This is a genomic window from Streptococcus cameli, assembly GCF_053207365.1.
On record NZ_JBRUIM010000001.1, the window covers coordinates 517,114 to 542,176 of the forward strand.

21 protein-coding genes are annotated in these 25,063 nt (G+C 41.2%); 13 read left to right on the forward strand and 8 right to left on the reverse strand.

Annotated features, from left to right (window positions below):
* Positions 1 to 40 precede the first annotated feature (40 nt).
* Positions 41 to 3,355 carry a GBS Bsp-like repeat-containing protein gene (locus tag ACVR1I_RS02680; protein WP_447442503.1) on the forward strand — a complete coding sequence of 1,105 codons (3,315 nt, stop codon included), beginning with the start codon at positions 41 to 43 and terminating at the stop codon, positions 3,353 to 3,355.
* Positions 3,356 to 3,381: 26 nt separating this feature from the next.
* On the opposite strand, the gene ACVR1I_RS02685 is transcribed toward ACVR1I_RS02680, so the two are convergent.
* From ACVR1I_RS02685 to ACVR1I_RS02700, 4 genes are read right to left on the reverse strand one after another with little or no spacing between them, the layout of a single operon-like run.
* Entirely contained in the window at positions 3,382 to 4,617 is a 1,236-nt protein-coding gene (locus ACVR1I_RS02685) for an aminoacyltransferase (RefSeq protein ID WP_447442504.1), read from the reverse strand.
* Entirely contained in the window at positions 4,617 to 5,837 is a 1,221-nt protein-coding gene (locus tag ACVR1I_RS02690; RefSeq protein WP_447442505.1) for an aminoacyltransferase, read from the reverse strand. Before ACVR1I_RS02690 ends, ACVR1I_RS02685 begins: the two co-directional genes overlap by 1 nt.
* Positions 5,838 to 6,647 (reverse strand): sugar-phosphatase, encoded by an 810-nt coding sequence (gene yidA / locus ACVR1I_RS02695; protein WP_447442506.1) that lies wholly within the window; start codon positions 6,645 to 6,647, stop codon positions 5,838 to 5,840. It lies immediately after the preceding gene.
* The gene (locus tag ACVR1I_RS02700) at positions 6,637 to 7,950 is read right to left on the reverse strand and encodes an HD domain-containing protein (RefSeq protein ID WP_447442507.1); all 1,314 of its coding nucleotides are present in this window, start codon (positions 7,948 to 7,950) and stop codon (positions 6,637 to 6,639) included. Before ACVR1I_RS02700 ends, yidA begins: the two co-directional genes overlap by 11 nt.
* Before the next feature lie 139 nt (positions 7,951 to 8,089).
* On the opposite strand from ACVR1I_RS02700, the gene ACVR1I_RS02705 reads away from it, so the two are divergent.
* On the forward strand, positions 8,090 to 8,476 hold the full coding sequence (locus ACVR1I_RS02705; RefSeq protein ID WP_447442508.1) for a YwiB family protein: 387 nt from the start codon (positions 8,090 to 8,092) through the stop codon (positions 8,474 to 8,476).
* Positions 8,477 to 8,684: 208 nt separating this feature from the next.
* The gene (locus ACVR1I_RS02710; protein WP_447442509.1) at positions 8,685 to 11,372 is read left to right on the forward strand and encodes a cation-translocating P-type ATPase; all 2,688 of its coding nucleotides are present in this window, start codon (positions 8,685 to 8,687) and stop codon (positions 11,370 to 11,372) included.
* Positions 11,373 to 11,404: 32 nt separating this feature from the next.
* Here ACVR1I_RS02710 and ACVR1I_RS02715 read toward each other — a convergent pair whose 3' ends face one another.
* Together ACVR1I_RS02715 and ACVR1I_RS02720 are read right to left on the reverse strand one after the other, a co-directional pair.
* Positions 11,405 to 11,776, reverse strand: a complete 372-nt coding sequence (locus ACVR1I_RS02715; RefSeq protein WP_447442510.1) for a hypothetical protein — start codon at positions 11,774 to 11,776, stop codon at positions 11,405 to 11,407.
* On the reverse strand, positions 11,773 to 12,177 hold the full coding sequence (locus ACVR1I_RS02720) for a hypothetical protein (RefSeq protein WP_447442511.1): 405 nt from the start codon (positions 12,175 to 12,177) through the stop codon (positions 11,773 to 11,775). The genes ACVR1I_RS02715 and ACVR1I_RS02720 overlap by 4 nt, the downstream gene beginning before the upstream one ends.
* A 112-nt stretch (positions 12,178 to 12,289) precedes the next feature.
* Between ACVR1I_RS02720 and ACVR1I_RS02725 the strand changes: the two genes are divergently transcribed.
* The 6 genes from ACVR1I_RS02725 (at position 12,290) to ftsX (ending at position 17,556) form a co-directional block, all read left to right on the forward strand.
* Positions 12,290 to 13,021, forward strand: coding sequence for a glycerophosphodiester phosphodiesterase (locus ACVR1I_RS02725; RefSeq protein WP_447442512.1), 732 nt, complete (start codon positions 12,290 to 12,292; stop codon positions 13,019 to 13,021).
* Positions 13,022 to 13,081: 60 nt separating this feature from the next.
* Positions 13,082 to 13,444, forward strand: a complete 363-nt coding sequence (locus tag ACVR1I_RS02730) for a TM2 domain-containing protein (RefSeq protein ID WP_447442513.1) — start codon at positions 13,082 to 13,084, stop codon at positions 13,442 to 13,444.
* Between the two features lie 187 nt (positions 13,445 to 13,631).
* Positions 13,632 to 14,759 (forward strand): tRNA epoxyqueuosine(34) reductase QueG, encoded by a 1,128-nt coding sequence (queG, locus tag ACVR1I_RS02735; RefSeq protein ID WP_447442514.1) that lies wholly within the window; start codon positions 13,632 to 13,634, stop codon positions 14,757 to 14,759.
* Positions 14,760 to 14,810: 51 nt separating this feature from the next.
* A protein-coding gene (prfB, locus tag ACVR1I_RS02740; RefSeq protein ID WP_447442515.1) for a peptide chain release factor 2 occupies positions 14,811 to 15,906 on the forward strand; the annotation gives its coding sequence in 2 pieces (ribosomal slippage) (positions 14,811 to 14,882 and positions 14,884 to 15,906; 1,095 coding nt in all).
* A 35-nt stretch (positions 15,907 to 15,941) separates the two neighbouring features.
* Complete coding sequence (gene ftsE, locus ACVR1I_RS02745) at positions 15,942 to 16,634, forward strand: cell division ATP-binding protein FtsE (RefSeq protein WP_447442516.1); 693 nt, start codon at positions 15,942 to 15,944, stop codon at positions 16,632 to 16,634.
* A complete protein-coding gene (ftsX, locus tag ACVR1I_RS02750; protein ID WP_447442517.1) occupies positions 16,627 to 17,556 on the forward strand; it encodes a permease-like cell division protein FtsX in 930 nt (309 codons plus the stop codon). Before ftsE ends, ftsX begins: the two co-directional genes overlap by 8 nt.
* Positions 17,557 to 17,583: 27 nt before the next feature.
* On the opposite strand, the gene ACVR1I_RS02755 is transcribed toward ftsX, so the two are convergent.
* A complete protein-coding gene (locus ACVR1I_RS02755; protein WP_447442518.1) occupies positions 17,584 to 18,213 on the reverse strand; it encodes an MBL fold metallo-hydrolase in 630 nt (209 codons plus the stop codon).
* A gap of 124 nt (positions 18,214 to 18,337) precedes the next feature.
* Between ACVR1I_RS02755 and ACVR1I_RS02760 the strand changes: the two genes are divergently transcribed.
* The 4 genes from ACVR1I_RS02760 (at position 18,338) to proC (ending at position 24,080) form a co-directional block, all read left to right on the forward strand.
* Positions 18,338 to 20,791: a bifunctional DnaQ family exonuclease/ATP-dependent helicase gene (locus ACVR1I_RS02760; RefSeq protein ID WP_447442519.1), complete on the forward strand. Its 2,454-nt coding sequence runs from the start codon at positions 18,338 to 18,340 to the stop codon at positions 20,789 to 20,791.
* 91 nt (positions 20,792 to 20,882) lie between these two features.
* Positions 20,883 to 21,959: a glutamate 5-kinase gene (gene proB / locus ACVR1I_RS02765; RefSeq protein ID WP_447442520.1), complete on the forward strand. Its 1,077-nt coding sequence runs from the start codon at positions 20,883 to 20,885 to the stop codon at positions 21,957 to 21,959.
* Between the two features lie 21 nt (positions 21,960 to 21,980).
* On the forward strand, positions 21,981 to 23,225 hold the full coding sequence (locus ACVR1I_RS02770) for a glutamate-5-semialdehyde dehydrogenase (protein ID WP_447442521.1): 1,245 nt from the start codon (positions 21,981 to 21,983) through the stop codon (positions 23,223 to 23,225).
* Positions 23,226 to 23,297: 72 nt separating this feature from the next.
* Positions 23,298 to 24,080 (forward strand): pyrroline-5-carboxylate reductase, encoded by a 783-nt coding sequence (gene proC / locus ACVR1I_RS02775; protein WP_447442522.1) that lies wholly within the window; start codon positions 23,298 to 23,300, stop codon positions 24,078 to 24,080.
* 58 nt (positions 24,081 to 24,138) lie between these two features.
* Here proC and ACVR1I_RS02780 read toward each other — a convergent pair whose 3' ends face one another.
* The gene (locus ACVR1I_RS02780; protein WP_447442523.1) at positions 24,139 to 24,981 is read right to left on the reverse strand and encodes an AraC family transcriptional regulator; all 843 of its coding nucleotides are present in this window, start codon (positions 24,979 to 24,981) and stop codon (positions 24,139 to 24,141) included.
* Positions 24,982 to 25,063 lie beyond the last annotated feature (82 nt).

Consider the following 25,063-nt stretch of genomic DNA (forward strand, 5'->3'; position numbering starts at 1 on the left):
TGTTACAGCTAGAAGTTTTTCAAGTATTTAGGAGGAAATTTTGAATCGAAAGAAGTGTTCATTGGTTATTGCACTTATCGCTTTATGCATAAGTTTCTCTCTCTTTTCTAATCGTTTTATCTCTGCTGAAGAAATGGTAAGCGAGGCGATTTCCCTTGTTTCACAAGATCAAACTATCAAGTCTGGTCAATTCATGGTGGAAGAAGATGAAGAGGGCTTGCAGTTTTTAATTGCTGAAAATACAATTGCATTCCAATCCGTAGAAGTAGAGATTTGGAGTCAGTCTGATTTGTCAGATATAGAAAAGATTATTCTAGAAAAAGATGAGTCAGGTCGCTTTGTCGGCCGTTTGGATAAAAAATGGTCATCTAAGGCGAAGCAAGTTTTCTTGAATGTGACAGCACTGTCAGAAGATAATCAGGTTTTCATGTTAAAAAATCATGAAATTAGAATTAGCACGGTTGTAGTATCTCCTAGTACGACAACAAGTCGTTCAACGAGTTTTTCTTCATCAACTCTAGCACAGAGCGATGATACAAATACTTCGGTAGCTATTCAAAATGAAGCTGTCCGAGCCAATTTGTCTGTGACAAATCATAATCTTCAAGCTGGAACATTTGATGTTGTAGTGTCGCAGATTACGGATTTTTCTGCCATTGCTAAGATAAAAATCCCTGTTTGGACTGAGACAGGCGGTCAAGATGATCTGAGATGGTATGAACCAACTCGCCAGCCAAATGGGACTTATAAGGTTACTATTGATAAACGAAATCATAAACAAGATACTGGTCTGTACCATGTGCATCTCTATTATGAAGACAGAAGTGGCAAAACAAATGGAATTTCAGCTACAACGACAGCTTTAAGTACAACTGGTAAGATTTCCTTTCAACAGGTCCATCCATCTAATGGAACATTTGATGTCCTTATTTCCTCAATAAGTAGTCCATTTTCCATTCAAAAAGTCTTAGTGCCAGTTTGGACAGAAGCTGGAGGTCAAGATGATCTTCGTTGGTACGAAGCTACCAGACAAGCAAATGGTAATTATAAAATCACCATCAATAAACGAAATCATAAAAATGGAAATGGTGCTTACCACGTCCACCTATATTATCAGTTTACCAATGGGAAACAACAAGGAGTTTCCTCTAGTAAAGTCTCTTTATCGCCTGTAAAAACTGGGACGATTACTTTTGCCAATCAGAATTTAACTACTGGAAGTTTTGATGTTATCATCCAAAATGTACAGGGTTCTTCTACTATCAAAAAAGTAAAGGTACCAGTTTGGACAGAAACTGGAGGTCAAGATGATCTTCGTTGGTATGAAGCTGTTAAGCAAACAAATGGGGATTACAAAGTAACAGTTAACAAGAAAAACCATAAAAATGGGACTGGGTATTACCAGGTGCATTTGTATTATGAATATACCGATGGAAAACAAGAAGGCATTGGGGCAAGCAGGATTGCTCTTTCAAACCAAGGAAAAATTTCCATTAACAATATGGATACTTTAAAAGGTAGCTTTGACATTGTTATCTCAGATGTTCAATCGGCTTTTCCATTGGCTGAAGTTCAAGTGCCAGTCTGGACCGAAGCTGGAGGTCAAGATGATCTTCGTTGGTATCGGGCACAACTACAAGCAGATGGTACCTATAAAGCCACAGTCCACAAATCCAATCATAAAAACCAAAATGGACTCTACCATGTTCATTTGTATTATGCCTTTTCAAATGGCACAAAGCAAGGAGTTGCATCCACTAAAACGACGCTTCAGCATAAGGCCAGTGGAAAGATTAGTGTTGGCTCTATAAATGGACAATTAGGGACCTTTGAAGTATTGGTAACCAATGTTCAATCATCGTCTCCTATTCAGTCTGTTCAGATACCAGTCTGGACGGCCGCCAATGGCCAAGATGACTTGAAATGGTATACTGCTACAAAGCAAGCTAATGGTACCTATAAAGTTGTTATTTCTAAAAAAGATCATAAGAATGAAACAGGCCTTTACCATGCCCACCTTTATTTTACCTATGAAAATGGTAGAACAGAAGGAATTGGAGCAACGAGTGCAACTCTACCAGGACAAAAAGCAGCTGCGAAATTGCACATTCAAAATAAGAATCAGAACACTGGTAGTTTTGATATCCTTGTAACAGATGTCGTCAGTCCAAACGGCTTGTCCACAGTACTAATTCCTGTTTGGTCTGATAAAAATGGCCAAGACGATATTGTATGGTACGAAGGAAAAAAACAAGCTAACGGCACTTACAAAGTTACCGTTCATTCAAGTCATCATGCTTATGACCAAGGCACCTACCATATTCATCTTTACTTAAAAGAGTCAAGCGGGGCAATGGTCGGAGTTGCACAAACAAAGACCAATGTTGTTTGGACACAACAAACTCCTCAAGCTAAGATTGCTATTGAAAATGTGAACAATACTTTTGGAACATTTGATGTTGTGGTGTCAGATCTTTTTGTGCCATTTGGGATTGAAAAAATCCAAGTGCCAGTTTGGGGCGATAAGAATGGTCAAAATGATATTCAGTGGTACGATGCTTATAAACAAGCAGATGGTAGCTATAAAGTAACGATTCGAGCAGCCAACCATGGCTATGAAACTGGTTTGTACCATGCCCATCTTTATGTGACAAGCAATGGAAAACGTTATGGTCTTGGATCTAGTCAGACCAATCTGTCTTTCACAAAGAAAACAGGTCAATCCTTCATTGATGTCAGCAGCCATAATGGTTATTTGTCGGTTGTCGATTATCAACAACTCATCTCACAAGGTGTTGCTGGAGTTGTTGTGAAATTAACAGAAGCAACAAGTTACCGTAATCCTTTTGCTGAATCACAAGTTCGGAATGCACAGAAAGCAGGATTGAAAGTTTCTGTTTACCATTATTCTCATTTTACATCGGCAAAAGAAGCACAAGCAGAAGCCCGCTATTTCGTAGCCTTTGCAAAAGCATTGGGTTTGCCAGCAAATACGGTGATGGTCAATGATATTGAAGAAAATAAGACAAGAAACAATATCAATGCTAATATGAAAGCTTGGGAAGCAGAAATGCGCTTGCTTGGCTATACCAATCTTGTTCATTATACAGGAGCGAGCTGGATTGATGTCAATAATTTAGGGATTCTTGGTCCGATTCAAACCAATCAGTTTGGCTTAAATAATTTTTGGGTTGCTCATTATCCATACATCAACGGCATGTCTGTATCACAGGCGCGTTCTCTTAATTACCACCACCATACAGCGGCATGGCAATTTACCTCCAAAGCTAACCTATTGGTTGGTCGCTCCTTCTTTGATTTAAATATCGATTATACAGGTCGCTTTACTAATTAAAAAAAAACAGTCCGAGGACTGTTTTTTTAGTTTCTTCCAAGTAATTTTTTGATTCCTTGGAGTAATTTGTATTTAATGGGATTTGGGTAATAGCGGAAAGTTCCCATCTTTCGGACAATGTAACCATTGAAGTTTTGTTTAAAGCGTAAGACGCCGTCTGACCCATCAAAAATTCCTTGTACACCTAATAAGGTATAAAAAGAAATACCACGTCGGATACTTTCTTGCATGACGTATTCTTGTAGAGCAACAGGTGCATAAAATTTATTAAACTCAGGGTAAGATCCACTAAATAGATAAACAGTTTCTTGAGGTGTATAGATGAACAGACTTCCAGCAAGTGTGACGTCTTGGTCACCGTATTTTTCTACCAAATCGTTGGCTTCGTGTAAGCGTTGTTCGAAGGTGAGGATTTTCTTTTGCAATTGAGCTTGTTGGGTATTTACTTTAGCTGAATTCACCCCTTGGGCAATTTTTTCAGCAATCGCATCTAATTCTGCTTGTATTTGTTTGTGTTCTGCATCAATGATGGTATGATAATCTTTGAAATTGATGCTGGCAATCATAAATTCGCAGTTATCGCCAAAGGAATCGTAGAAGGCTTCATAATAGTCAAGGGGTTTATCTTCATATTCCCGTCTTTCGGAAGTTGCTTCTGTAATCTCTTTAAAGATAACTAGTTCATCTCGGTTTAATTTCTTAGTCGTGATACCAAAAGATGCTGTTTTGTTTGCAAGTGGACGACCTTTTTTACTAAAGGATTTGCGAAGGGTATCCTTGGTTAAGCCAGCTAAATCTTTGACGTAATGCCAATCTGGCTCTCCTCCTGGGTAACCAGTTTTTAGGCCATCAAATTGATAACCAGATTTGGTTAAATCAGAGAGAAGTTGTTCTTTTTGTTGGCTGATTGGTTCACCATTGCTGTCAAAACTCTGGTAGGTTTGGTAGGGTTTGACAATCAATTGTAGAGCCCCGTTTTCTTTGGCATAATCCTTTAACAAGCTGTAAAATTCGGCTAAATCTTCAGGATAGAGGGTGCTTGGCCCGCCGTTTATTTCCATATGAAGTCCACCTGTCATCGGAATGCTGTATAAGAGTCCTGCGACACGGATTTCATTATTTTTTACCAAACCAATCCGTTGCACTGTCATGCCTCTTTTTTGCAACAGTTGAGCCATTTCTTCTGTTTGTAGGAAAGATCGTTCTACTTGTTTTTCTGCGTGTTGTTGGTATTCTTCTATGCTTAAAATATTTAAAGCCATTAGTGTTTATTCCTTAATTTTTTCCGAAGGTTATAAGCGAAAATCGATAATCGATACAGAATTGGATTGGCTGGAATGTCAAATTCACCCATGTATTCTTCAAAGGCAGGAGCAAAATTTGCTTTGAATTTGGTCAAACCATCTTCCAAGCTTCCTTCAACCCCGCCCATATTGGCCCAAACGATACCATCTTCATATGCATCTGTAAAGACTTTGGGGTAAAGGGAATATTGTGGATAGAATTTTTTAAATTCATCATTCATTCCTGCATAGAGCATTTCCATGCTATTTCCGAACTTGATGGATAAGATACCAGCGATAACCAATTCATCATCATATTTTTCAACAAAACCTGTAAATTCTGTGATGTATTTTTCGACGGACGCTTTTTGTTGGCTTAATTTGGTTAGGCGTTTTTTCTGGTGTGGTGCTGTTTCGTCCAATTCCTTTGTAATTTGAAGAAGCTGTTCTTTGTATTCTTCCAATCGATTTGACAAGTGCACTTTAGCCAAATGCAAATATGCGTCTTTACCATAAACGGTCATAATTTTTTTGAAGTAGTCTTCATTTCGAAGAGCCACTCCTTTTCGATTTTCCGTCAAGGCAATGATACTAGCAAATTCAGGAAGTTCTTCAATAGAGCCACGCGTGGTCACCACACCACGGTTGATGGCATCTTTCATGAGACGCTGAGTGTGTTTTGGAAAGTTAGAAAGTACGTTTTCTGAGGTAAAGACTTTGGCTTGGTAACGCGGCTGAATTGTATCTGCCATATCGCTTGTTCGTCCCGACCAAATAGCACCAGCTTGTTTAAGATTTTCAATAAAGTTTAAGACAGTTGTGTCTTCTGTTGCTGTTTGAGCATCTGCTAAGGCATATTGTCTTAAAATAATCGAAGGGTCAAATTTGATAAAGACTGCGCTGTGTTTTTTAGCAATCTTCTTTAGGGAGGCAATGACAAAGGCAACCAACTCCGTGTCCGCATAGTCCATTACAGGCCCACGAGGGATGTACATCATAGTAAAGCCAAGTGGTAGTGGCTGAATCAAGATGGAAGCAACGGCACACAATTGGCCGTCTTGGTAAAAACCAACCCGCTCATTGCCCCAAGAATCTTTAATGGTCGCCCAAGAACTGCTTTGTAATAGGTTGACTTGGGGATGATTTTTGACAAATTCGTCATGGTCATAGGCAGAGATGCCCGTTTGATATGTATACATTTATTTTAATACCCACTCTCTGATGGCGTAGGCTACGCCGTTTTCTTCGTTTGATTTGGTGATGTGTGTTGCGATTTCTTTTAAGGCTGCTGCCCCGTTTTCCATGACCACTGCACATCCAGCCATTTCTAACATAGAACGGTCATTTTCCTCATCGCCAATAGCCATGGTTTCACTGATTGAATACCCCAGATAGGTCGCCAGGCTTTTAAGAGCTTGGCCCTTGCTGGCTGTTTTAGGGGTAATTTCGAGGTAAAAGGGAGCTGATTTTGAAATGTTGAAACGCTGATAAAAGTCAGCTGGCAACTCTTCGATTTTTTGGTCTAATCTTTCAGGTTCATCGACCATCATGGTTTTAATAATCGTTGTTTCTGCCATTTCCTCTGGAGTTCGATAAAAGAGCGGTGAATCAACTAGCATGGCTTCATACATGGTATATTTGCCAATGTTTCGATTAGCTGTATACATGCCTTCTTTTGCACTGGCATGCAGGGGCAAGGCCAATTTTCTGGCAGTGAATTCAATATCTAGGTATTCATCATAGCGAAGGGTTTCGCGTAAAATGTCCTCTTGCGTCGCAGCGTCTTGGACGAGACCACCGTTAAAAGTGATGACATAATCACCAGGGTCAGTCAAGTGCAGGTCAGTTAGGATTTGCTTAACGCCTGAAATAGGGCGCCCCGTTGTAATCACAATTTTAACACCTGCTTTTTTCGCATCTTGAATAGCTTCAAATACTGCTGGCGTGATTTCTTTTTTGGAATTGAGCAAGGTGCCATCTAAATCGATAGCCACAAGTTTAATGGTCATTTGTTCCTCCAGGTATAAAATGGTCGTTGTGAATGTATTGTAAAAACTGGGCTTGTTGGTCGGTAAAAATCCCGATATCTTCCAGCATTTCTTTTGGAAAATAAAAGCGACTGTCTCCGTGGATTGTTCCTGATAAAGCATTGACAAGGGGAGATAGTTGAGAGAGCTCAATCTTGGAGTCGTCTTTACAGATCATTTCAATCTGTGTCCGTTTTTTCTCCGCATCAGGACGGTAGACATCATAGGGAAGGTCGAAATTATGGTGAACAGCTGTGTAATATTCCGGGTCAAAACCAACTTCAGCTACAATTTCCCGTAGGCAATCCAGTTGAGTCTCCATGGCTGGCTCAAAGGTAATGGACTTAAAAACCTTGCGATTGATATAGCGTTGCGCTAAATCAGAGAGGGTCTTATCTGGTCCGTCAACCCAGGCTTGGAAATAACTGTTCATCACGCCATCATCCAACCCTAAGTAATCCGCTAAGGTATAGCGGTGCTCAAAAAATGGGATCAGACGAGGAGAAGAAGCGGTGAAAAAAGTCTTTTCAACAGGGTAGAGCACCTTAGCTCTGTCCAATAGATTTTGTAAAAGAACTTCCATGGAGCGGCTAGCAGGGTGAAAGTAAACTTGCATGTACATCTGGTAGCGACTAACAACATAGTCTTCCACAGCATGCATTCCTGAATCCAGAAAGGAGATACCATTTTCAGTTGGGCGAATGACCCGCAAAATGCGTGTTAAATCAAACTGCCCATAGTTGACACCTGTAAAATAAGAATCCCTTAGCAAGTAATCCATGCGATCCACATCAATTTGGCTGGAGATCAGCTGTACAACTTGTTTATTTGGATAGGTGTGTCGGATAACGCTGGCCACTTTTTCTGGAAAATCAGCAGAAATTTGACACAAAATTTGATTGACCTCGGTTTCTGAATCCGTAATGATGGCACAGGTCATCTCTTCATGGTCCGTATCAAAGAGCCGCTCAAAGGTATGGGAATAGGCACCGTGACCAATATCGTGTAGCAAGGCTGAGACCATGGTAAGGAGAGATTCACTTTTTTCCCATTTGTCTGCGTGTTTTTTTTCAAAATTTTGGGTAATGCGTCTGGCAATTTCATAGGCACCAAGACAATGCGAAAAACGGCTATGCTCACCCCCGTGGAAGGTATAGGAAGTGGTTCCTAATTGTTTGATGCGGCGTAGTCGTTGAAATTCTTTGGTATTGATGAGTTTGTAAATCACGTCGTGATTAACGTGAATGTAGTTGTGAACAGGGTCACGAAATACTTTTTCAATCATTCTTCTATTATATCAAATAAGTCGCAAATTGTCTGACTTCTTCTTTTTTTCCTGGTCTAATGAGACTGGTCTCTTTCTTTACAAATGAGAGCCTTTAGCTTAAAATGAGAAAGAGAAAAAAGAAAGTAAGGAAGAAATGGTGCAGATTTATTTAAAAAATGAAATTCAACTGGATGGGGAAATGGAAGTCATTGAACAGCAGTTTCCTGTTGAGGTAACTGAAAAAAATGGAGCATTCTTTCTCGTTTATACAAACGATGAAAAAGAGAAAGTGATGATGAAGTCTACTGCGACAGAATTGCACATGACACGTTTTTCCAATCCAAAGACCATCATGCGATTCATAAAAGAGGAAGAGGCGATAATTACCCTCCCGACTCCAATGGGGATTCAACATTTTGTGACAGCTACCAGTCATTACCAGCAAGACCTCTTGCAACAGCAGATTGTCCTACACTATGACTTAAAACAGTTAGAAGGAGAAGGGATTTTTGCTTCGTATAAGATGACGATTTCTTGGATGTAACATTTTAAAACAATTTTCATAGTTTTTCATTCTTGAAAAAAAATGAAAATTTGCTATAATAGAATGTAAATCGAGGGAGTAGCTAGCGGTCTTACCGTGATTATGTCGTCATTCCGAATTATTCCGGCATAATCTTAAATAGCGAGACTTGTTTTAATAAAACAGGTCTCTTTTTCTTTTGGAAAAGGGGCTAAAAAGGAGAAAACTATTGTCAAAAGAACAATTGCGTGACACGTTTTACACGCTGACAGAAACAGAAGTTTTATCTAAATTAGATACAACAACTGAGGGTCTGACAAGTGCACAAGCCCAAGAGCGTTTGGCAGCATATGGCCGCAACGAATTGGAAGAGGCTGAAAAGCGGACTCTTCTTCAAAAATTCTTAGACCAATTTAAGGATTTGATGATTATTATCCTCTTGGCCGCAGCGGCACTGTCTGTCGTGACAGAGGGAATGCATGGTTTGACAGATGCCATTATTATTCTCTTGGTGGTTGTCTTGAATGCTGGTTTTGGTGTTTACCAAGAAGGAAAAGCGGAAGCAGCAATTGATGCCCTTAAGTCCATGTCTAGTCCAAGTGCCCGTGTTCTTCGTGACGGTCATGCCAAGGAAGTTGACTCAAAAGAGTTGGTTCCTGGTGATATTGTCATGTTGGAAGCAGGGGATGTGGTCCCAGCAGATATGCGTCTTTTAGAAGCCAACTCTCTCAAGATTGAAGAAGCGGCCCTCACAGGTGAATCTGTTCCTGTTGAAAAAGACCTTTCTGTTCAATTAGAGGAAGATGCAGGTATTGGTGACCGTGTCAACATGGGTTACCAAAACTCAAACGTGACTTATGGTCGTGGTCTTGGTGTTGTAACCAACACAGGTATGTACACAGAGGTTGGGCATATTGCCAACATGCTTGCAAATGCAGATGAGTCAGATACACCGCTCAAGCAAAATCTCAACCAACTATCAAAAGTATTGACTTATGTGATTTTGGTCATTGCAGCGATTACCTTTATTGTTGCAGTCTTCTTACGTGGCACAGCTCCACTAGAAGGATTGATGACGGCTGTTGCTCTTGCTGTTGCAGCGATTCCAGAAGGACTTCCAGCTATTGTTACAGTTGTCTTGTCGATTGGCTCGACAGTGTTAGCAAAGCGGAACTCGATTATCCGTAAATTGCCAGCTGTTGAAACGCTTGGCTCCACTGAAATCATCGCATCTGACAAGACTGGTACCCTTACCATGAACAAGATGACGGTTGAAAAAGTTTACCAAAATGGTAGCATGTCTGATGCGGCAGAGCCGATTTCACATGAAAGCATGACGCTTCGTGTTATGAACTTTGCCAATGATACCAAGTTTGACCAAGAAGGAAAACTAATTGGTGATCCAACAGAGACTGCCTTGGTACAATTTGGTTGGGACAAAGACTTTGATGTTCGTCAAGCCTTGAAAGCTGAGCCACGTGTAGCGGAAATTCCGTTTGACTCAGACCGCAAGCTTATGTCTACACTTCACTCGCAAGCGGATGGTCGTATTTTTGTAGCTGTTAAGGGTGCGCCAGACCAGCTCTTGAAACGAGTGACACAGATTTCTATTGACGGTCAAGTTCGCCCAATTACAGAAGAAGACCGCCAAGAGATTCTGGCAACCAACAAGTCTCTTGCAAAACAAGCTCTTCGTGTCCTTATGATGGCTTACAAGTATGAGAGCGCTGTACCAACTTCGTTGACATCTGAAGTGGTTGAAAATGACCTTATCTTTGCTGGTTTGGTTGGTATGATTGACCCTGAGCGTCCAGAAGCAGCTGAAGCAGTTCGGGTTGCAAAAGAAGCTGGAATCCGTCCAATCATGATCACCGGTGACCACCAAGATACAGCTGAAGCGATTGCCAAACGTCTTGGAATCATTGATCCAAATGATACAGAAGACCATGTCTTTACAGGTGCAGAACTCAATGAATTGACAGACGAAGAATTCCAAAAAGTCTTCAAACAATACTCTGTGTATGCACGTGTGTCTCCAGAGCACAAGGTGCGTATCGTGAAGGCTTGGCAAAATGAAGGAAAAGTCGTTGCCATGACAGGTGACGGAGTAAACGATGCACCATCCCTTAAGACGGCTGATATCGGTATCGGTATGGGGATTACAGGTACAGAAGTATCCAAAGGTGCTTCTGACATGGTCCTTGCTGATGATAACTTTGCAACGATTATCGTAGCGGTTGAAGAAGGACGTAAGGTCTTCTCCAATATCCAAAAAACAGTTCAATACTTGCTTTCAGCTAATACTGCTGAGGTACTTTGTATCTTCCTTGCAACCCTCTTCGGATGGGATGTTCTGGAGCCAGTTCACCTCTTGTGGATCAACTTGGTAACCGATACGCTTCCAGCCATTGCTTTGGGTATGGAGCCAGCTGAACCTGGTGTCATGAAAAATAAACCTCGTGGACGCAATTCAAGCTTCTTTTCAGGTGGTGTTCTTGGCGCGATTGCCTACCAAGGTATCTTCCAAGCTGCTTTAGTTCTTGGAGTGTATGCTTATGCGATTGCAAACCCAGTTCATTCTAGCTACGCTGAAATTCACGCAGATGCTTTGACGATGGCTTATGCGACACTTGGTTTGATCCAATTAGTACATGCCTTTAACGTGAAGTCTGTTTACCAATCTGTCTTTACAGTTGGTCCATTCAAAAACAAAACCTTTAACTGGTCAATCGTGGGATCCTTGTTGCTACTCATTTCAACATTGACCATTCCATTCCTTGAGAAAATCTTCCATGTTAGTCACCTTGATATGACACAATGGACAGTTGTCTTGATTGGAAGCTTTGGTATGTTTGTCTTAGTTGAAATCGTGAAATTGCTTCAACGTGCTTTAGGTATGGATAAAAAAGCTATTTAAACAAAAAATCAGATTCGAAAGAATCTGATTTTTTATGCTTTTGTAGCAGGAATTTTCTGCAAATGGTAACGAGGAAATAGATGTGCAAGGGCAATTGAAATGTACCAAGCGATACGGGTCCAATCATAGTAGTTGGAAAGAAAGAAGGCCAAAATAGTAGCAATCAGTAGAAAGTAGATAGGGAAGGGGTTTGACGAGATGAGAAGTGTATCACCGTCCGTCAATTGAGCCTTAGGAGCAAAAAGTGCTTGGGAGACAGAGAGAATAATTTCGTCTTTTGAGGCAATATGAAGTGTCGTTTTCTCATTTATCTCCAGTGATTGAAGGCATTTTTTCTCGTGGTAAATAGAGACAGTATTTGCAAAGTGCCACCAGGATGTGGCACGAATCAATGTGATCTTCATACAGATAACTCCTTGATGCTGAAATTTGCTTTTCTAACAGGTCTAAATCGAAAACGTGGCACCAATACCATTGCGATTAAACTAAGCAACAGAGCAAAACAGATACAACTTATTTTTAACCAAAAAACAGGTAGCCACCAGGAAAAAAATCCTAATAGAAGCGCTAGGCAACAAAGGATTTGATAGAGTGGATGGTTTTCCAATATCCAAAACTGGTGGTTACTGGTCACAATCGCAGACTTGGCATCCCCTACAATTTCTAATTTAGCAGGATAATAGGGCAGCTCGATGCGAATGGACTGATTATTTTCGATAGGGGAAATCTCTGTTTGGTCTACTGCTAAAAACAGTTGTCCCCATGGACCTAAAATTCCAGTTCTTCTTAAAATATGAATAGCCATAATGATGAACCTCTTGGTGTTATTATATCATAGCCAAAAGCTGTCGTATAGGTGTATTTGGCAAGAAATATGGTACAATACAATAAGGAAAAGTAAAAGAATGGAAAAGAGTATGACAGAGATTGTAGCGCATAGAGGGAGTCGGATTAATCGACCAGAAAATACCCTTTCTGCTTTTGAAGAAGCTGTTCGTGTACATGCGGATGGAATTGAATTGGATGTTCACCTTAGTCAGGATGGGCATGTCGTTGTGATTCATGATGAAACTGTAAATCGCACGACAGATGGAAAAGGAAAAGTAAAAGATAAAACCCTTGCTCAGTTAAAAGCACTGGATGCAGGCTCTTGGTTTGCACCTGAATTTGCTGGAGAGCAGATACCAACCTTACTAGAAGTATTTGAACTATTAGAGAAAAAAGACTTCAAAGGGCATCTCAACATTGAATTAAAAACATCCGTCTATCGCTATAAGGGTATTGAAAAGAAGATTGGTAGGATTTTAACATCAAAAAAATGGCCGTTCAAGGTGATGTATTCGTCATTTAGTCTGCGATCCTTATTCAATATGCACCTTGTAGATTGGAAGGGAGAGAAGGCTTATTTATTATCAAGGGATAGCCATTTGCTCTTTTGGTCAGGAATTCTTCCTTTTATTGGTGCTCTGCACCTATCACATAAGTGGTATTTTAGAGAGGGGAAAAAAGTAAGAAAACGCGTTCGATTGTGGACGGTTAATGATGAGGAAATGATGGAAAAAGCTTTTCACAAAAAAGTAGCAGCGATTATTACAGATAAACCTGAAAGAGCTTTGGAACTACGTCATTTGATGCAAGAAAAATCATAAGAGTGTTTACAGATTCTTATTTTTAGTGTATGCTTATAGGAAAATAATAAAGGAGATATTATGTCTGTTTTCATAGATTCATTTTTAGCGGCAAATGCGACTAACTTACCTGCCCAATCCATCCCTGTTCTTCGTCAGCAATTGGAGCAAATGGATGAAAGACAACAATCCTATCTGTTATCGATTGAAATGAAAAATCCAATTGTTGCCCTCATCTTTTCTATTTTTCTTGGTAGTTTTGGTATCGATCGTTTTTATGTTGGCGATATTGGGTTAGGAGTTGCAAAGTTATGTTTATCTTGGTTTACATTTGGTATTTGGCCGATTGTTGATTGGTTCTTAATTATGGGAGTGACCAAACGCAAGAATTTAGAGAAATTGCAAATGGCCGTGCAAACTAGCAGTAGTTACCGTTCATTTTAATGTTTATGAAGCACCTCACTCTGATGAGGTGTTTTTTGCTGAAATTGTAAGCCATTTGTAACATGGGGCATGAAACGTTACGGAATTGTAACCTAATCAGTGCTTTTTTCTGCTATAATGTAGCAATGTCCTTGTCATACGAGGGGATATTTTTGATTTTACAGTTAATTTTGTTACAATGAAAGTGATGAATTTAAAAGAAAAAATTAGAGAATTGTCGCAAGAAATTGGTATTTCAAAAATCGGTTTTACAACTGCGGATAATTTTGATTATTTGGAAAAATCTTTGCGGGCTTCGATTGAGGAAGGGCGTTCTTCTGGATTTGAACACAAAAATATCGAGGAACGGCTGGATCCGAGATTGACCTTGGAAAGTGCTAAAACCATTATTTCGATTGCAGTGGCTTATCCGAGGACGCTTCCCGTCAAACCAGAAAAAAGCCAATACAAACGTGGTAAGTTTAGTCCCAGTTCCTGGGGTGTGGATTACCATTACATCTTACAGGATAAAATGGAACGACTAGCCCGTGCCATTGAGGAGTTGACTGCTGATTTTGAATACAAGGGCATGGTAGATACTGGAGCCCTGGTGGATACAGCAGTAGCTCAAAGAGCTGGGATTGGCTTTATTGGTAAGAGTGGCCTGGTGATTTCCAAAGAGTTTGGTTCCTACATGTTTTTGGGGGAACTGATTACGAATTTGGAGATTGAACCAGATCAGCCTGTTGACTATGGCTGCGGAGATTGCAATCGCTGCGTGGATGTCTGTCCGACCTCTTGTTTGATTGGAGACGGTTCGATGAATGCCAGACGTTGCCTGTCATTTCAAACCCAAGATAAGGGAATGATGGATCTTGAATTTCGCAAAAAAATCAAAACGGTTATTTATGGATGTGATATTTGCCAGATTTGTTGTCCCTATAATAAGGGGATTTACAATCCGCCCATTGTGGAGATTGATCCTGACTTAGCAGAACCCGAGTTACTGCCATTTTTGGACTTGTCCAACGGACAGTTCAAAGAGAAGTTTGGTCAGATAGCGGGCTCCTGGCGAGGCAAAAACATTTTGCAACGCAACGCTATTATTGCTCTTGCGAATGCCCACGACCGCTCTGCCATTCCCAAGCTCTTAGAAATTATTGACAAGATGCAAAATCCCATTCATGTCGCAACGGCGATTTGGGCACTGAGTCAGATTGTCAAACAGCCTAGTGATGAGATGGTGTCCTTTATTGAAGACATCAAGACAGATCATCCAGATATTATCGCGGAGCGTGATGCGTTTATGAAGATAGCCAAAGGGCTACAAATGTGATAGAATAAATAAGATAGAGTCCTTTGGGACAAAAAATAGAATGAGGTAACGATGGACACAGCAGAAATTAGACAAAAAATCGAGATGCTGTCTGCCAAATTGGACTCATTCAGGGGGTCTCTTTGACTTAGATGGCTTAGAAGAAGAAATTGCTATCTTGGAACATAAGATGACCGAACCTGATTTTTGGAATGACAATTTAGCAGCGCAAAAGACATCTCAAGAACTCAATGAGTTAAAGAATACCTATCAGCAATTTCATAAAATGATTGATTTGTTGGATGAATCTGAGATTCTCAGGGATTTTTTAGCAGAAGACGAATCGGTTCATGATGAGCTGGTTGAAAACTTGGCCGAATTGGAAAAAATGATGGCAAGCTATGAGATGACCTTGCTTCTTTCTGAACCTTATGACCACAACAATGCGATCTTGGAAATCCATCCAGGATCTGGTGGAACAGAGGCTCAGGATTGGGGCGAGATGCTCATGCGCATGTACATGCGTTTTGGGAATGCTAAGGGTTATAAGGTCGAAACCTTGGATTACCAATCAGGAGATGAGGCTGGTATTAAATCTGTGACCCTCTCTTTTGAAGGTCCAAATGCCTATGGCTTTTTAAAGTCAGAAATGGGTGTTCACCGCTTGGTACGAATTTCACCATTTGACTCGGCAAAACGCCGCCATACTTCCTTTACTTCTGTCGAGGTGATGCCAGAATTGGATGATACAATTGAAGTGGACATTCGGGAGGACGACATTAAAATGGATACCTTCCGAAGTGGGGGCGCTGGTGGTCAGAACGTCAATAAGGTTTCGACAGGTGTACGTTTGACCCATATTCCAACCGGAATTGTAGTAGCATCTACGGTCGATCGGACCCAATATGGAAACCGAGACCGGGCCATGAAGATGCTGCAAGCTAAGCTCTACCAATTGGAACAAGAGAAAAAAGCAGCTGAAGTCGATGCCTTAAAAGGTGACAAACAAGAAATCAGCTGGGGAAGTCAGATTCGCTCCTATGTTTTTACACCTTATACCATGGTAAAAGACCACCGAACAAACTTTGAAGTGGCTCAAGTTGATAAGGTCATGGATGGTGATATCGAAGGCTTTATTGACGCCTATTTGAAATGGCGTATTCGCTAAATGAAAGAAAGGACTGTCGCAAGACAGAAAATCTTATGGGAATTATTGAAATGAAAGACGTTTCTAAAAAATATGGAAACGGAACAACCGCCCTTAGAGGGGTGTCAATCAATGTGGAACCAGGTGAATTTGCCTATATTGTAGGTCCATCTGGAGCTGGGAAATCAACCTTTATTAAATTGTTATACCGTGAAGAAAAGTTTGATAAGGGAATGTTGAAAGTTGGTAAGTTTAACTTAGGAAAAATCAAGAAAAAAGATGTTCCAATGTTGCGTCGTAGTGTGGGAGTTGTCTTCCAGGATTACAAACTGTTACCACGAAAAACTGTATTTGAAAACATTGCCTATGCTATGGAAGTTATCGGAGAAAAACCACGTAACATCAAAAAACGGGTTATGGAAGTTTTGGATTTAGTTGGTTTAAAACACAAAATCCGCTCTTTCCCAAATGAATTGTCAGGTGGTGAGCAACAACGGATTGCAATTGCCCGTGCGATTGTCAACAATCCAAAAGTATTGATTGCGGATGAGCCAACTGGTAACTTGGATCCAGAAAATTCATGGGAAATTATGAATTTGTTGGAGCGGATTAACCTACAAGGGACAACAATCTTGATGGCGACACATAATAGCCAGATTGTAAATACCCTCCGCCATCGTGTGATTGCGATTGAAGATGGTCGTGTCGTACGGGATGAAGCAGAAGGAGAATACGGATATAATGATTAGACGATTTTTTAGCCATTTTATTGAGTCATTAAAGAGCTTGAAGCGAAATGGTTGGATGACAGTTGCAGCGATTTCGTCTGTAACAATTACCTTGACCTTGGTCGGAATCTTTGCTTCAGTAATTTTAAATACAGCAAAATTGGCTTCTGACTTGGAAAATAATGTTCGGATCAATGTCTTCTTAAGAGCGGATTCGACAGATCAAATGGAAACGGTTGTTAATGAACAAGGTGAGCAAGTTCCAAACGAAAATTACCTTTCGATTTACAATCAAATCTCAGCCTTGAAAGATGTTGAAAGCGTTACTTATTCTAGTAAAGATGAGCAATTGAAAAACTTGACTGAAAAGTTGGGTGAGACCTGGAATCTCTTTAAAGGAGACGCAAATCCTTTGTATGATGCTTATATTATTGATACAAAGAGTCCATCGGCTGTCAAAAGTGTAGCAAAAGAAGTAGCTAAGATTGACGGAGTCTCAGAAGTTCGCGATGGCGAAGTTGAGACGGAAAGGATTTTTAAATTAGCAGCCATGGTCCGTACATGGGGGCTTGCGGCAACGGTTCTCTTACTCTTTACGGCGATTTTCTTGATTTCCAATACCATTCGGATCACCATTATTTCACGTAGCCGTGAAATTCAAATCATGCGCTTAGTTGGAGCTAAGAATTCTTATATTCGTGGTCCATTCTTATTAGAAGGCGCTTGGGTTGGTCTATTAGGAGCAATTGTTCCATCTGTTTTGGTTTATTTTGGCTATCAAGCAGTCTTCCAATCCACCAATCCAACTTTGGCAACACAGAATTTATCCTTGTTCCCAATGGGATTGTTTATCCCTGCTATGGTTGGCAGTCTCTTCTTAATTGGAATTGTGATTGGTGCTTTGGGATCTACAATTTCCATGCGTCGTTTCTTGAAAATTTAAAGAAAAAAGCCGTAAGGCTTTTTTTGTTTAGTTTAAAAATGAGTTAAAGAGTTTCTCATAGCCAATAGTGGTAGAAGGGCCATGGCCAGGCAAGACTTTGTAATGGGTGGGTAGCACCATGAGTTGTGTCTGGATACTGTGAATGAGCTGTTCAAAATTCCCTGTCGGAAGATCTGTTCGACCGATGGTTCCCTTGAACAAGGCATCGCCAGTGATGACAAAGGCTTCTTCGTGGAAAATAAAGGAAACGCCACCGATAGAGTGTCCAGGGGTTTGGACTACTGAAAATTCAAAACCTTCAATGGAATAGGGAGTGTCATATTGAAAGATTTCTTCTGCTGGTTGGAGAATGATATTTTCCAATTCATCATGCCGTGTCAAGCCATTTTTTTCGGGGTCAAAGAGCCAGTCTGCCTCACTTTCAGCAACATATACAGGTGGTTGATTGTACTTTTCTCTGACCAAATCAAGGCTCAGAATATGATCGTAATGGGTATGGGTTAGCAAAATAGCTGCAATTGGTTTATTGATGCGATCAATAACCGCTTGAATGGCATTCCAATCACTACCAGGGTCGACAAGAATGAGATGGTGATCATTTTCTAGATAATAGGTATTTTCTCCAGCAACTGGATTAAAACTTTGGTGTAGGTTCATAGCAATTCTCCTTTTCTATTTCAGTGTACCAAAAAGGCCTTTTTTTTGCTAGTCCTTCCCATCAAAGAAAGATGTCCTCTTTGCTATTTTGTGTTATAATTTGGTTACTATGACAAGTAATCAGATGAAAAATCGCTACGCTGTCGTTGATTTAGAGGCAACAGGAACAGGTAGCGATGCGCGAATTATTCAGGTTGGCATTGTCGTCATTGAAGATGGTCAGATTGTCAATCAATATGAAACAGATATAAACCCACATGAGCCGATTTCAAAACATATCCAAGACTTAACAGGCTTGACGAATGAACGATTGGTACAGGCGCCTAGTTTTGGACAGGTAGCTGCACGGATCTACGACCTGATTGGAGAGGCGGTTTTTGTCGCACACAATGTCCGCTTTGATGCCAATTTATTAGCAGAGGAATTGTTTTTTGAGGGCTTTGAGCTGCGGACACCGCGGGTTGATACGGTTGAGTTGGCACAACTCTTTTATCCAACATTCGAAAAGTACAATTTGTCTTATCTAGCAAAGGAATTGAACATTGAGCTGGCACATGCTCATACAGCCATTGCAGATGCCCATGCAACAGCTCTGCTTTTTCTAAAGATACAGCAAAAAATAGCTTCGTTACCCAAGCAGACCATTGGGCAAATCCTTTCTTTTGGGGATTCTCTCTTGTACGAAACAAGGATCGCTATTGAAGAAGTGTATGGGGGGATGTCAGACTATCCAGCAGATGCTTATAGGGAAGTAGGAGGCCTCTTTTTAAAAAAAGAAGATAGGGTGTTAGAGAAAAGAGCACTGTCATCTGATTTTGACAGTAACTTGGCTGTCTTAGGCTTAGATGAGCGTCCCTTACAAGCAGCATTTGCTGCCTGTGTCGAAAAGAGACTGGAAGAGGAGGGGCAGGTTCATTTTATCCAAGCTCAAGCTGGAATTGGAAAGACCTATGGCTATCTCCTGCCGCTTTTGGCTAAATTGCAAAAGCAATTGTTGGTTTCTGTTCCGACCAAAATTTTGCAGGATCAGATTATGGAGAAGGAAGGGCGCCAGCTACAAGATACTTTTGGCGTTTCGATTGGCTCATTAAAATCACCTCGCCACTACATTAAGTTAGATGTTTTTTATGACTTGTTGCAACGTGAGGACAGTAATCGACTCTTTAATCGCTTGAAACAGCAGGTTTTGGTCTGGTTGTGTGAAACAGAGACAGGCGATTTAACAGAACTGAAGCAACAATACCGCCTGCCTAGTTTTTATGATGCGATTAGGCATGATGGATTTTTAGCCATTAATTCCTTGTTTGTCGATGGTGATTTTGTTAAACAGATTCAAAAAAAAGCTCAAGAGAGTCAGATTCTGTTGACCAACCATTCTTACCTATTGCACCATATAAAAGACCAAGCCTATTTGATGGAAAATCGAATCTTGGTCATTGATGAGGCCCAAAAACTCCTTTTGACAGCTGAAGAATTAAGCAATCATGAGCAACCCCTTTCTTCCTTATTGACAGAACTGGAAGAAGCTGGTCAGAAGGCTCAGGATATGTTGCAAAAACGTTTGTATGAAAGCTGTTTGTTTGAGTTGTCTCACCTGATGGAGCGGCATAAAAAAGGGGAGACCCTGATGCGTGTTACTGGTGAGCTCAAACAGGTACAGCAAAACTTACTAGAATTAACAACCTTATCCCCACGATTGGCGAACCTGCATTGGATGTTGGATTTTTATGAGCAGTTTTGGATTGAAAAAGAGCGGACTACTGGAGAGTTTTTGTTTAAAGCAACCCAGTTCGATCTATTAAATGTGTCGGAATTGTTGCCACAAACCAAGATTTTTTGCATTAGTGCGACCCTGGAATTGAGTAAAAAATTAAGGATTTCAGACTTGCTTGGCTTTAAAGAGGTAACCAGTGATAAACTGGATCACCAACAGCAGCCTAATCAAGCTGTTTATCTAGTAGGAGATTCTCCAGATTTGGTAGAATTAACTGCTGTTGAACAAGCAGATTATATTTGTCAGCAACTCATTTTGTTACAAGCATTGAAGAGGCCAATCTTGGTTTTGTTTACCTCTATTGCGACCTTGCTAGCTGTTTCCGATGCTTTAGAGGAAAAGGCTATTGCGCATTTGGCTCAACACCGTGATGGAGAAGAATCCCTGTTAAAACGTCGTTTTGAAAAAGGAGAAACCCAATTGCTTCTTGGAACGGGCTTGTTCTGGGAAGGGGTTGATTTTGCCAAACAAACAGAAGTCATTCAGGTTATTTCACGGCTTCCCTTTGAGAATCCCAAAGACTTTTTTGTACAAAAAATTAACCGCTATTTAAAGCACCAAGGAAAGCAACCTTTTTATGACTACGGATTGCCCATGATGCTCTTGCGGTTGCGGCAGGCCATTGGACGAACCAAACGCTACGAAGGTCAATTCTCAGCAGTGGTGATATTAGACAATCGGACAAAAACAAAGCGTTATAGCCGTCAGATTCGTTCCTTTATTAAAAAGGAATACCAAACCAAGGAAGTCGTGCAAGAAGAACTATTTTCTTCTTTGAAAGAATTTTTTGAGAAAAAACAGTAGAAAGAATGGTTAGCCATTCTTTTTCTTCTAGTTTTAAGGGTAGAATTGTGCTATACTTTACTAATAAGATTTTGATGGAAAGAATCGCTCTATGAAAGAAAAAACGATTGTATTTAAAGTGGGCACCAGTTCGCTCACCCAAAAAAATGGGAGTTTGGATCGGATTAAGTTGGCACGAATCACCAACCAATTAGCGCAGCTTCATCAACAAGGACACCAGATTGTCTTGGTGACTTCAGGGTCCATTGCAGCTGGTTTTCGCCGTTTGGGTTTTGAAAAACGACCTACAAAAATCGCTGAAAAACAGGCCAGTGCAGCTGTTGGGCAAGGATTATTGATTGAAGAATATACTCAGAACTTGATGAAGGACGGGATTGTTTCAGCTCAAGTCCTTTTGACCCAGGACGATTTTGCAGATGCCAGACGCTACAAAAATGCTTCCCAGGCTCTCCAAGTCCTCTTGCGCCAACGGGCCATTCCCATCATCAATGAAAATGACACCATTGCTATTGAAGAAATCAAGGTTGGTGACAATGACACCCTATCGGCTCAAGTAGCCTCCCTATTAAAAGTGGATTTGTTGGTCCTTCTGACAGATGTAGATGGCCTTTATACCGCCAATCCTAATACAGATCCAACAGCTAAACACTTGCCTGTGATTGATGCCATCACCGAAGAATTATTTGAAATGGCAGCAGGCGCTGGAAGTAGCAATGGTACAGGTGGGATGACAACCAAATTGCAGGCTGCGGTCCTTGCAACCAAGTCTGGCGTCCCAGTCTATATTTGTTCGTCAGAAAAAGATACAGCACTTTTGGAAGCCGTAGAGCAGACCAACAAGGGGACCCTCTTTTTAGCCGATGCCAAATCCATGAAACAACGCCAGCAGTGGATGGCTTTTTATGCCCGAGTGGATGCTTGGGTGGAGATTGATGCAGGAGCGGAAGAAGCCATTCTTCACCAAGGAAAAAGTTTGTTGTCAGCAGGGATTCGGGCATTGGAAGGTGAATTTGAAGCGGGTAGCATTGTTGAAGTTTATTCGCAGACACAACACCGCCTGATTGGAAAAGGCCGTGTCCGGCTCTCCTCTCGTGAACTGGAAGAGAGGATGGCAAACAATCAAACGGGTGGTATGTTTATCCACCGCAATGACTGGGTTAGTTTATAAGATGAGATGATAGGAGAGTCTATGACGACGACACAGGATTTATTACACAGTTTATTGGACCACAAAGCCGCCATCAATTTGGCAACGACAGATGAAAAGAACAAGGCCCTGGAAGCCATGGCCAGTGAATTGGAAGCGCAAAGTGACGTGATTCTAGTAGCCAATCAAGAGGACATGGTACAGGCCAAAGATTTTGGGATTACAACGGTTATGTTGGACCGTCTCTTATTAACCAAGGAACGGATCAGTGATATGGCAGAGGGCATTCGTGCCTTGATTGCCTTGCCAGATCCGGTCGGCCTGGTCTTAGAAGAGCATCAAGCAGAAAATGGAATGCGGATTGTCAAAAAATCCATTCCCTTTGGCTTGATTGGGATGATTTATGAAAGCCGTCCAAATGTCACATCTGATGCGGCAGCCTTGGCCATTAAGAGCGGGAATGCGGTGATTTTACGCAGTGGAAAAGAAGCGATTCGCTCTGCGCAAGCCATTGTCACCGCCTTAAAAACGGGATTGGAAAAAGCTGGACTATCTCCGAAGGTCATTGAATTGGTGCAAGATACCAGTCGGTCTTCTGCAATGGAATTGATGACTGCAAAAGGAAAGATTGATCTCTTGGTTCCGAGAGGAGGAGCTGGGCTCATTCAAGCCGTTGTTGAGCAAGCCACTGTACCTGTCATTGAAACGGGAACAGGCATTTGCCATGTCTATGTTGACGAGGCTGCGGATTTGGAAAAGGCCTTATCTATTGTTGAAAATGCTAAAACCAGCCGTCCTTCCGTCTGCAATTCAGAAGAAGTTCTCTTAGTCCATGAAAAAGTGGCTTCTGACTTTTTACCGCAACTCGAATCCTTGCTAGCAGGAAAAGTTGAATTCCGAGCAGACTCCTCTGCTTTACCCTATTTCAAGCAGGCTGTTCCTGCGGGACCAGCAGATTTTGATACTGAGTTTCTAGACTTTATCCTAGCTGTCAAGGTTGTGAAAGATGTGCAAGAAGCTGTTCAACACATTGCTGCTCACTCAACCGGCCATAGTGAGGCCATTGTTACTGAAAATCAAGAACATGCAGCCTATTTTACAGGCCATGTGGATGCTGCCGCAGTTTATGTTAACGTTTCGACCCGTTTTACAGACGGCGGTCAGTTTGGTTTGGGCTGTGAATTGGGGATTTCCACCCAAAAAATGCATGCGCGTGGACCAATGGGCTTGCGTGAAATGACCACCTACAAATACATTATTACGGGAGAGGGACAGGTGCGGATTTAATCCAACTTGTTCCAACTCTTCCAGGTTTAATTGACAAGCATAAGAGATCCGTCTCTTAGAAAGCGAGAAAAGATGAAAATTGGATTTATTGGTTTGGGCAATATGGGCGGAGCCGTTGCTCAGGCTCTTGCCAAACTAGAAAAATACGAATTGCTCTTGAGCAACCACAATCCTCAAAAGGCAAAGGCCCTTCAAGAAAAAATTGGCGGACAAGTTTTGTCTAATAGCGACATTATTGCAGCTGCCGATGCCATCTTTTTGGGCATTAAACCACATCTGATGGCTTCTTTTTTGACCCAAGAAGCTGAAAAATTCCAAGGCAAGAAAGACACTATTTGGATTTCTATGGCTGCGGGTATCACCTTGGCCCAGCTGGAAGAGTGGCTTCCGAATCAATCGATCATTCGGATGATGCCCAACACACCCGTTGCCATCGGGCAAGGCATGACAAGCTTTGCCACCAATCGTCCAGCAATCGCTCCGATCTTTCAAGAATGGATGGCGGCATCTGGGCAAACCATTGAACTGCCGGAACATCAGATAGATGCTGCGACTGCTATTGCTGGCTGCGGACCTGCATTTGTCTATGAATTTATTGAATCCTTGACCAGTGCAGGTGTGCAAAATGGTCTGCCAGTTCAGTTGGCACAGTCCCTAGCTAGCCAGACCGTTTTAGGGGCTGCCCAATTGGTTCAAGAAAGCCAAGAACATCCTGCTGTTTTACGAGACCAAGTGACCTCACCAGGGGGGGCTACCATCGCAGGCTTAGTGGCTTTGACGGAGGCAGGTTTCCAGGCTGCGACCGTACAAGCTGTCAATCAAGCCCTCTTACGCACCAAGGAATTAGGCAAATAACAACACAAAAGAACATCAGAACATCGATCGATGTTCTTTTTTGCATGTGATGGACTTCTTATTCTGAAAGGATTGTTCCAGATCGGCGGAATTGGCTGGGAGATTGTTTGTAAAAGTCTTTAAAGGCCTTGGAGAAATAGAGGGGATCCCTGTAGCCAACAGAATAGGAGATAACCTTGATAGCTTCGTCGGTGGCTTCAAGGAGTTGCTTGGCTCGTTTCATCCTGGTTTGAAGCAGGTAATCTTTGGGACTAATGTGATAGAGCTTTTTAAAACTGGTGGTTAGGTAGCTACGGTTGACTGATAGTTCATCAGCAATATTAGAAATGGATAGGCCATCTAAATTATAATGTTTGTCAATGATATGGCGGCATTCCAAGCAAATTTCTTCTGTTTGAGTGAGTTCAACCTTACTTTTATTTGGAGCCAAATCACTTAGGAGATAAAGAATTTGATAGGCATGGCCTAGTAATTCCAAATGGTTTTGGGTGGAATGTTCTTTGGATTCTGCAGTTTGCAATAGATTGATAATTTCTTGTCCGATTGAGCCTGTCACTTGTTGCGTTGTATTGATAAGATAAGCATCTTCTTGGATATGGGATAAGGAAAAGTAGTCTTTGGCTTTGTTACCACTTAGTCCAATCCAAAAATAGGCCCAAGGATTTGCTTCGTCTGCCTGGTAAAAAGTAACCTCATTTGGTTTTAACAAAAATAGGTCTCCTTCTTGCAAAGTAACAACCTTGTTTTGGTAATGAAAGTAGCCTTTTCCTTTTTCGATGTAATGCAAGACATAGTTTTCCCGGATGGCTGGACCGAAAGAATAGAGTGAGCTACAGGCTTCGTAGCCATAAAAGTCAATGGTTAGGTCCATGGTATCTTGGTGCAGTTCAGAATAAAACATTGTTGGCCTCCTTATTTCCTTAGTAACATTTTACCATATCTTAGCAACAAAACTCCATTTTATAAAGCGTTTTCATTTGGTA

What these genes read in the sequence shown, in the direction of transcription:
- ftsX (WP_447442517.1), top strand. Translation starts at nt 16,627, where the DNA reads ATGATTAGACGATTTTTTAGCCATTTTATTGAGTCATTAAAGAGCTTG.
- ACVR1I_RS02690 (WP_447442505.1), bottom strand. Translation starts at nt 5,837, where the DNA reads ATGTATACATATCAAACGGGCATCTCTGCCTATGACCATGACGAATTT.
- ftsE (WP_447442516.1), top strand. Translation starts at nt 15,942, where the DNA reads ATGGGAATTATTGAAATGAAAGACGTTTCTAAAAAATATGGAAACGGA.
- ACVR1I_RS02770 (WP_447442521.1), top strand. Translation starts at nt 21,981, where the DNA reads ATGACGACGACACAGGATTTATTACACAGTTTATTGGACCACAAAGCC.
- ACVR1I_RS02760 (WP_447442519.1), top strand. Translation starts at nt 18,338, where the DNA reads ATGAAAAATCGCTACGCTGTCGTTGATTTAGAGGCAACAGGAACAGGT.
- yidA (WP_447442506.1), bottom strand. Translation starts at nt 6,647, where the DNA reads ATGACCATTAAACTTGTGGCTATCGATTTAGATGGCACCTTGCTCAAT.
- ACVR1I_RS02685 (WP_447442504.1), bottom strand. Translation starts at nt 4,617, where the DNA reads ATGGCTTTAAATATTTTAAGCATAGAAGAATACCAACAACACGCAGAA.
- ACVR1I_RS02755 (WP_447442518.1), bottom strand. Translation starts at nt 18,213, where the DNA reads ATGAACCTACACCAAAGTTTTAATCCAGTTGCTGGAGAAAATACCTAT.
- ACVR1I_RS02730 (WP_447442513.1), top strand. Translation starts at nt 13,082, where the DNA reads ATGTCTGTTTTCATAGATTCATTTTTAGCGGCAAATGCGACTAACTTA.
- proB (WP_447442520.1), top strand. Translation starts at nt 20,883, where the DNA reads ATGAAAGAAAAAACGATTGTATTTAAAGTGGGCACCAGTTCGCTCACC.
- ACVR1I_RS02725 (WP_447442512.1), top strand. Translation starts at nt 12,290, where the DNA reads ATGACAGAGATTGTAGCGCATAGAGGGAGTCGGATTAATCGACCAGAA.
- ACVR1I_RS02700 (WP_447442507.1), bottom strand. Translation starts at nt 7,950, where the DNA reads ATGATTGAAAAAGTATTTCGTGACCCTGTTCACAACTACATTCACGTT.
- ACVR1I_RS02780 (WP_447442523.1), bottom strand. Translation starts at nt 24,981, where the DNA reads ATGTTTTATTCTGAACTGCACCAAGATACCATGGACCTAACCATTGAC.
- proC (WP_447442522.1), top strand. Translation starts at nt 23,298, where the DNA reads ATGAAAATTGGATTTATTGGTTTGGGCAATATGGGCGGAGCCGTTGCT.
- ACVR1I_RS02715 (WP_447442510.1), bottom strand. Translation starts at nt 11,776, where the DNA reads ATGAAGATCACATTGATTCGTGCCACATCCTGGTGGCACTTTGCAAAT.
- ACVR1I_RS02720 (WP_447442511.1), bottom strand. Translation starts at nt 12,177, where the DNA reads ATGGCTATTCATATTTTAAGAAGAACTGGAATTTTAGGTCCATGGGGA.
- queG (WP_447442514.1), top strand. Translation starts at nt 13,632, where the DNA reads ATGAATTTAAAAGAAAAAATTAGAGAATTGTCGCAAGAAATTGGTATT.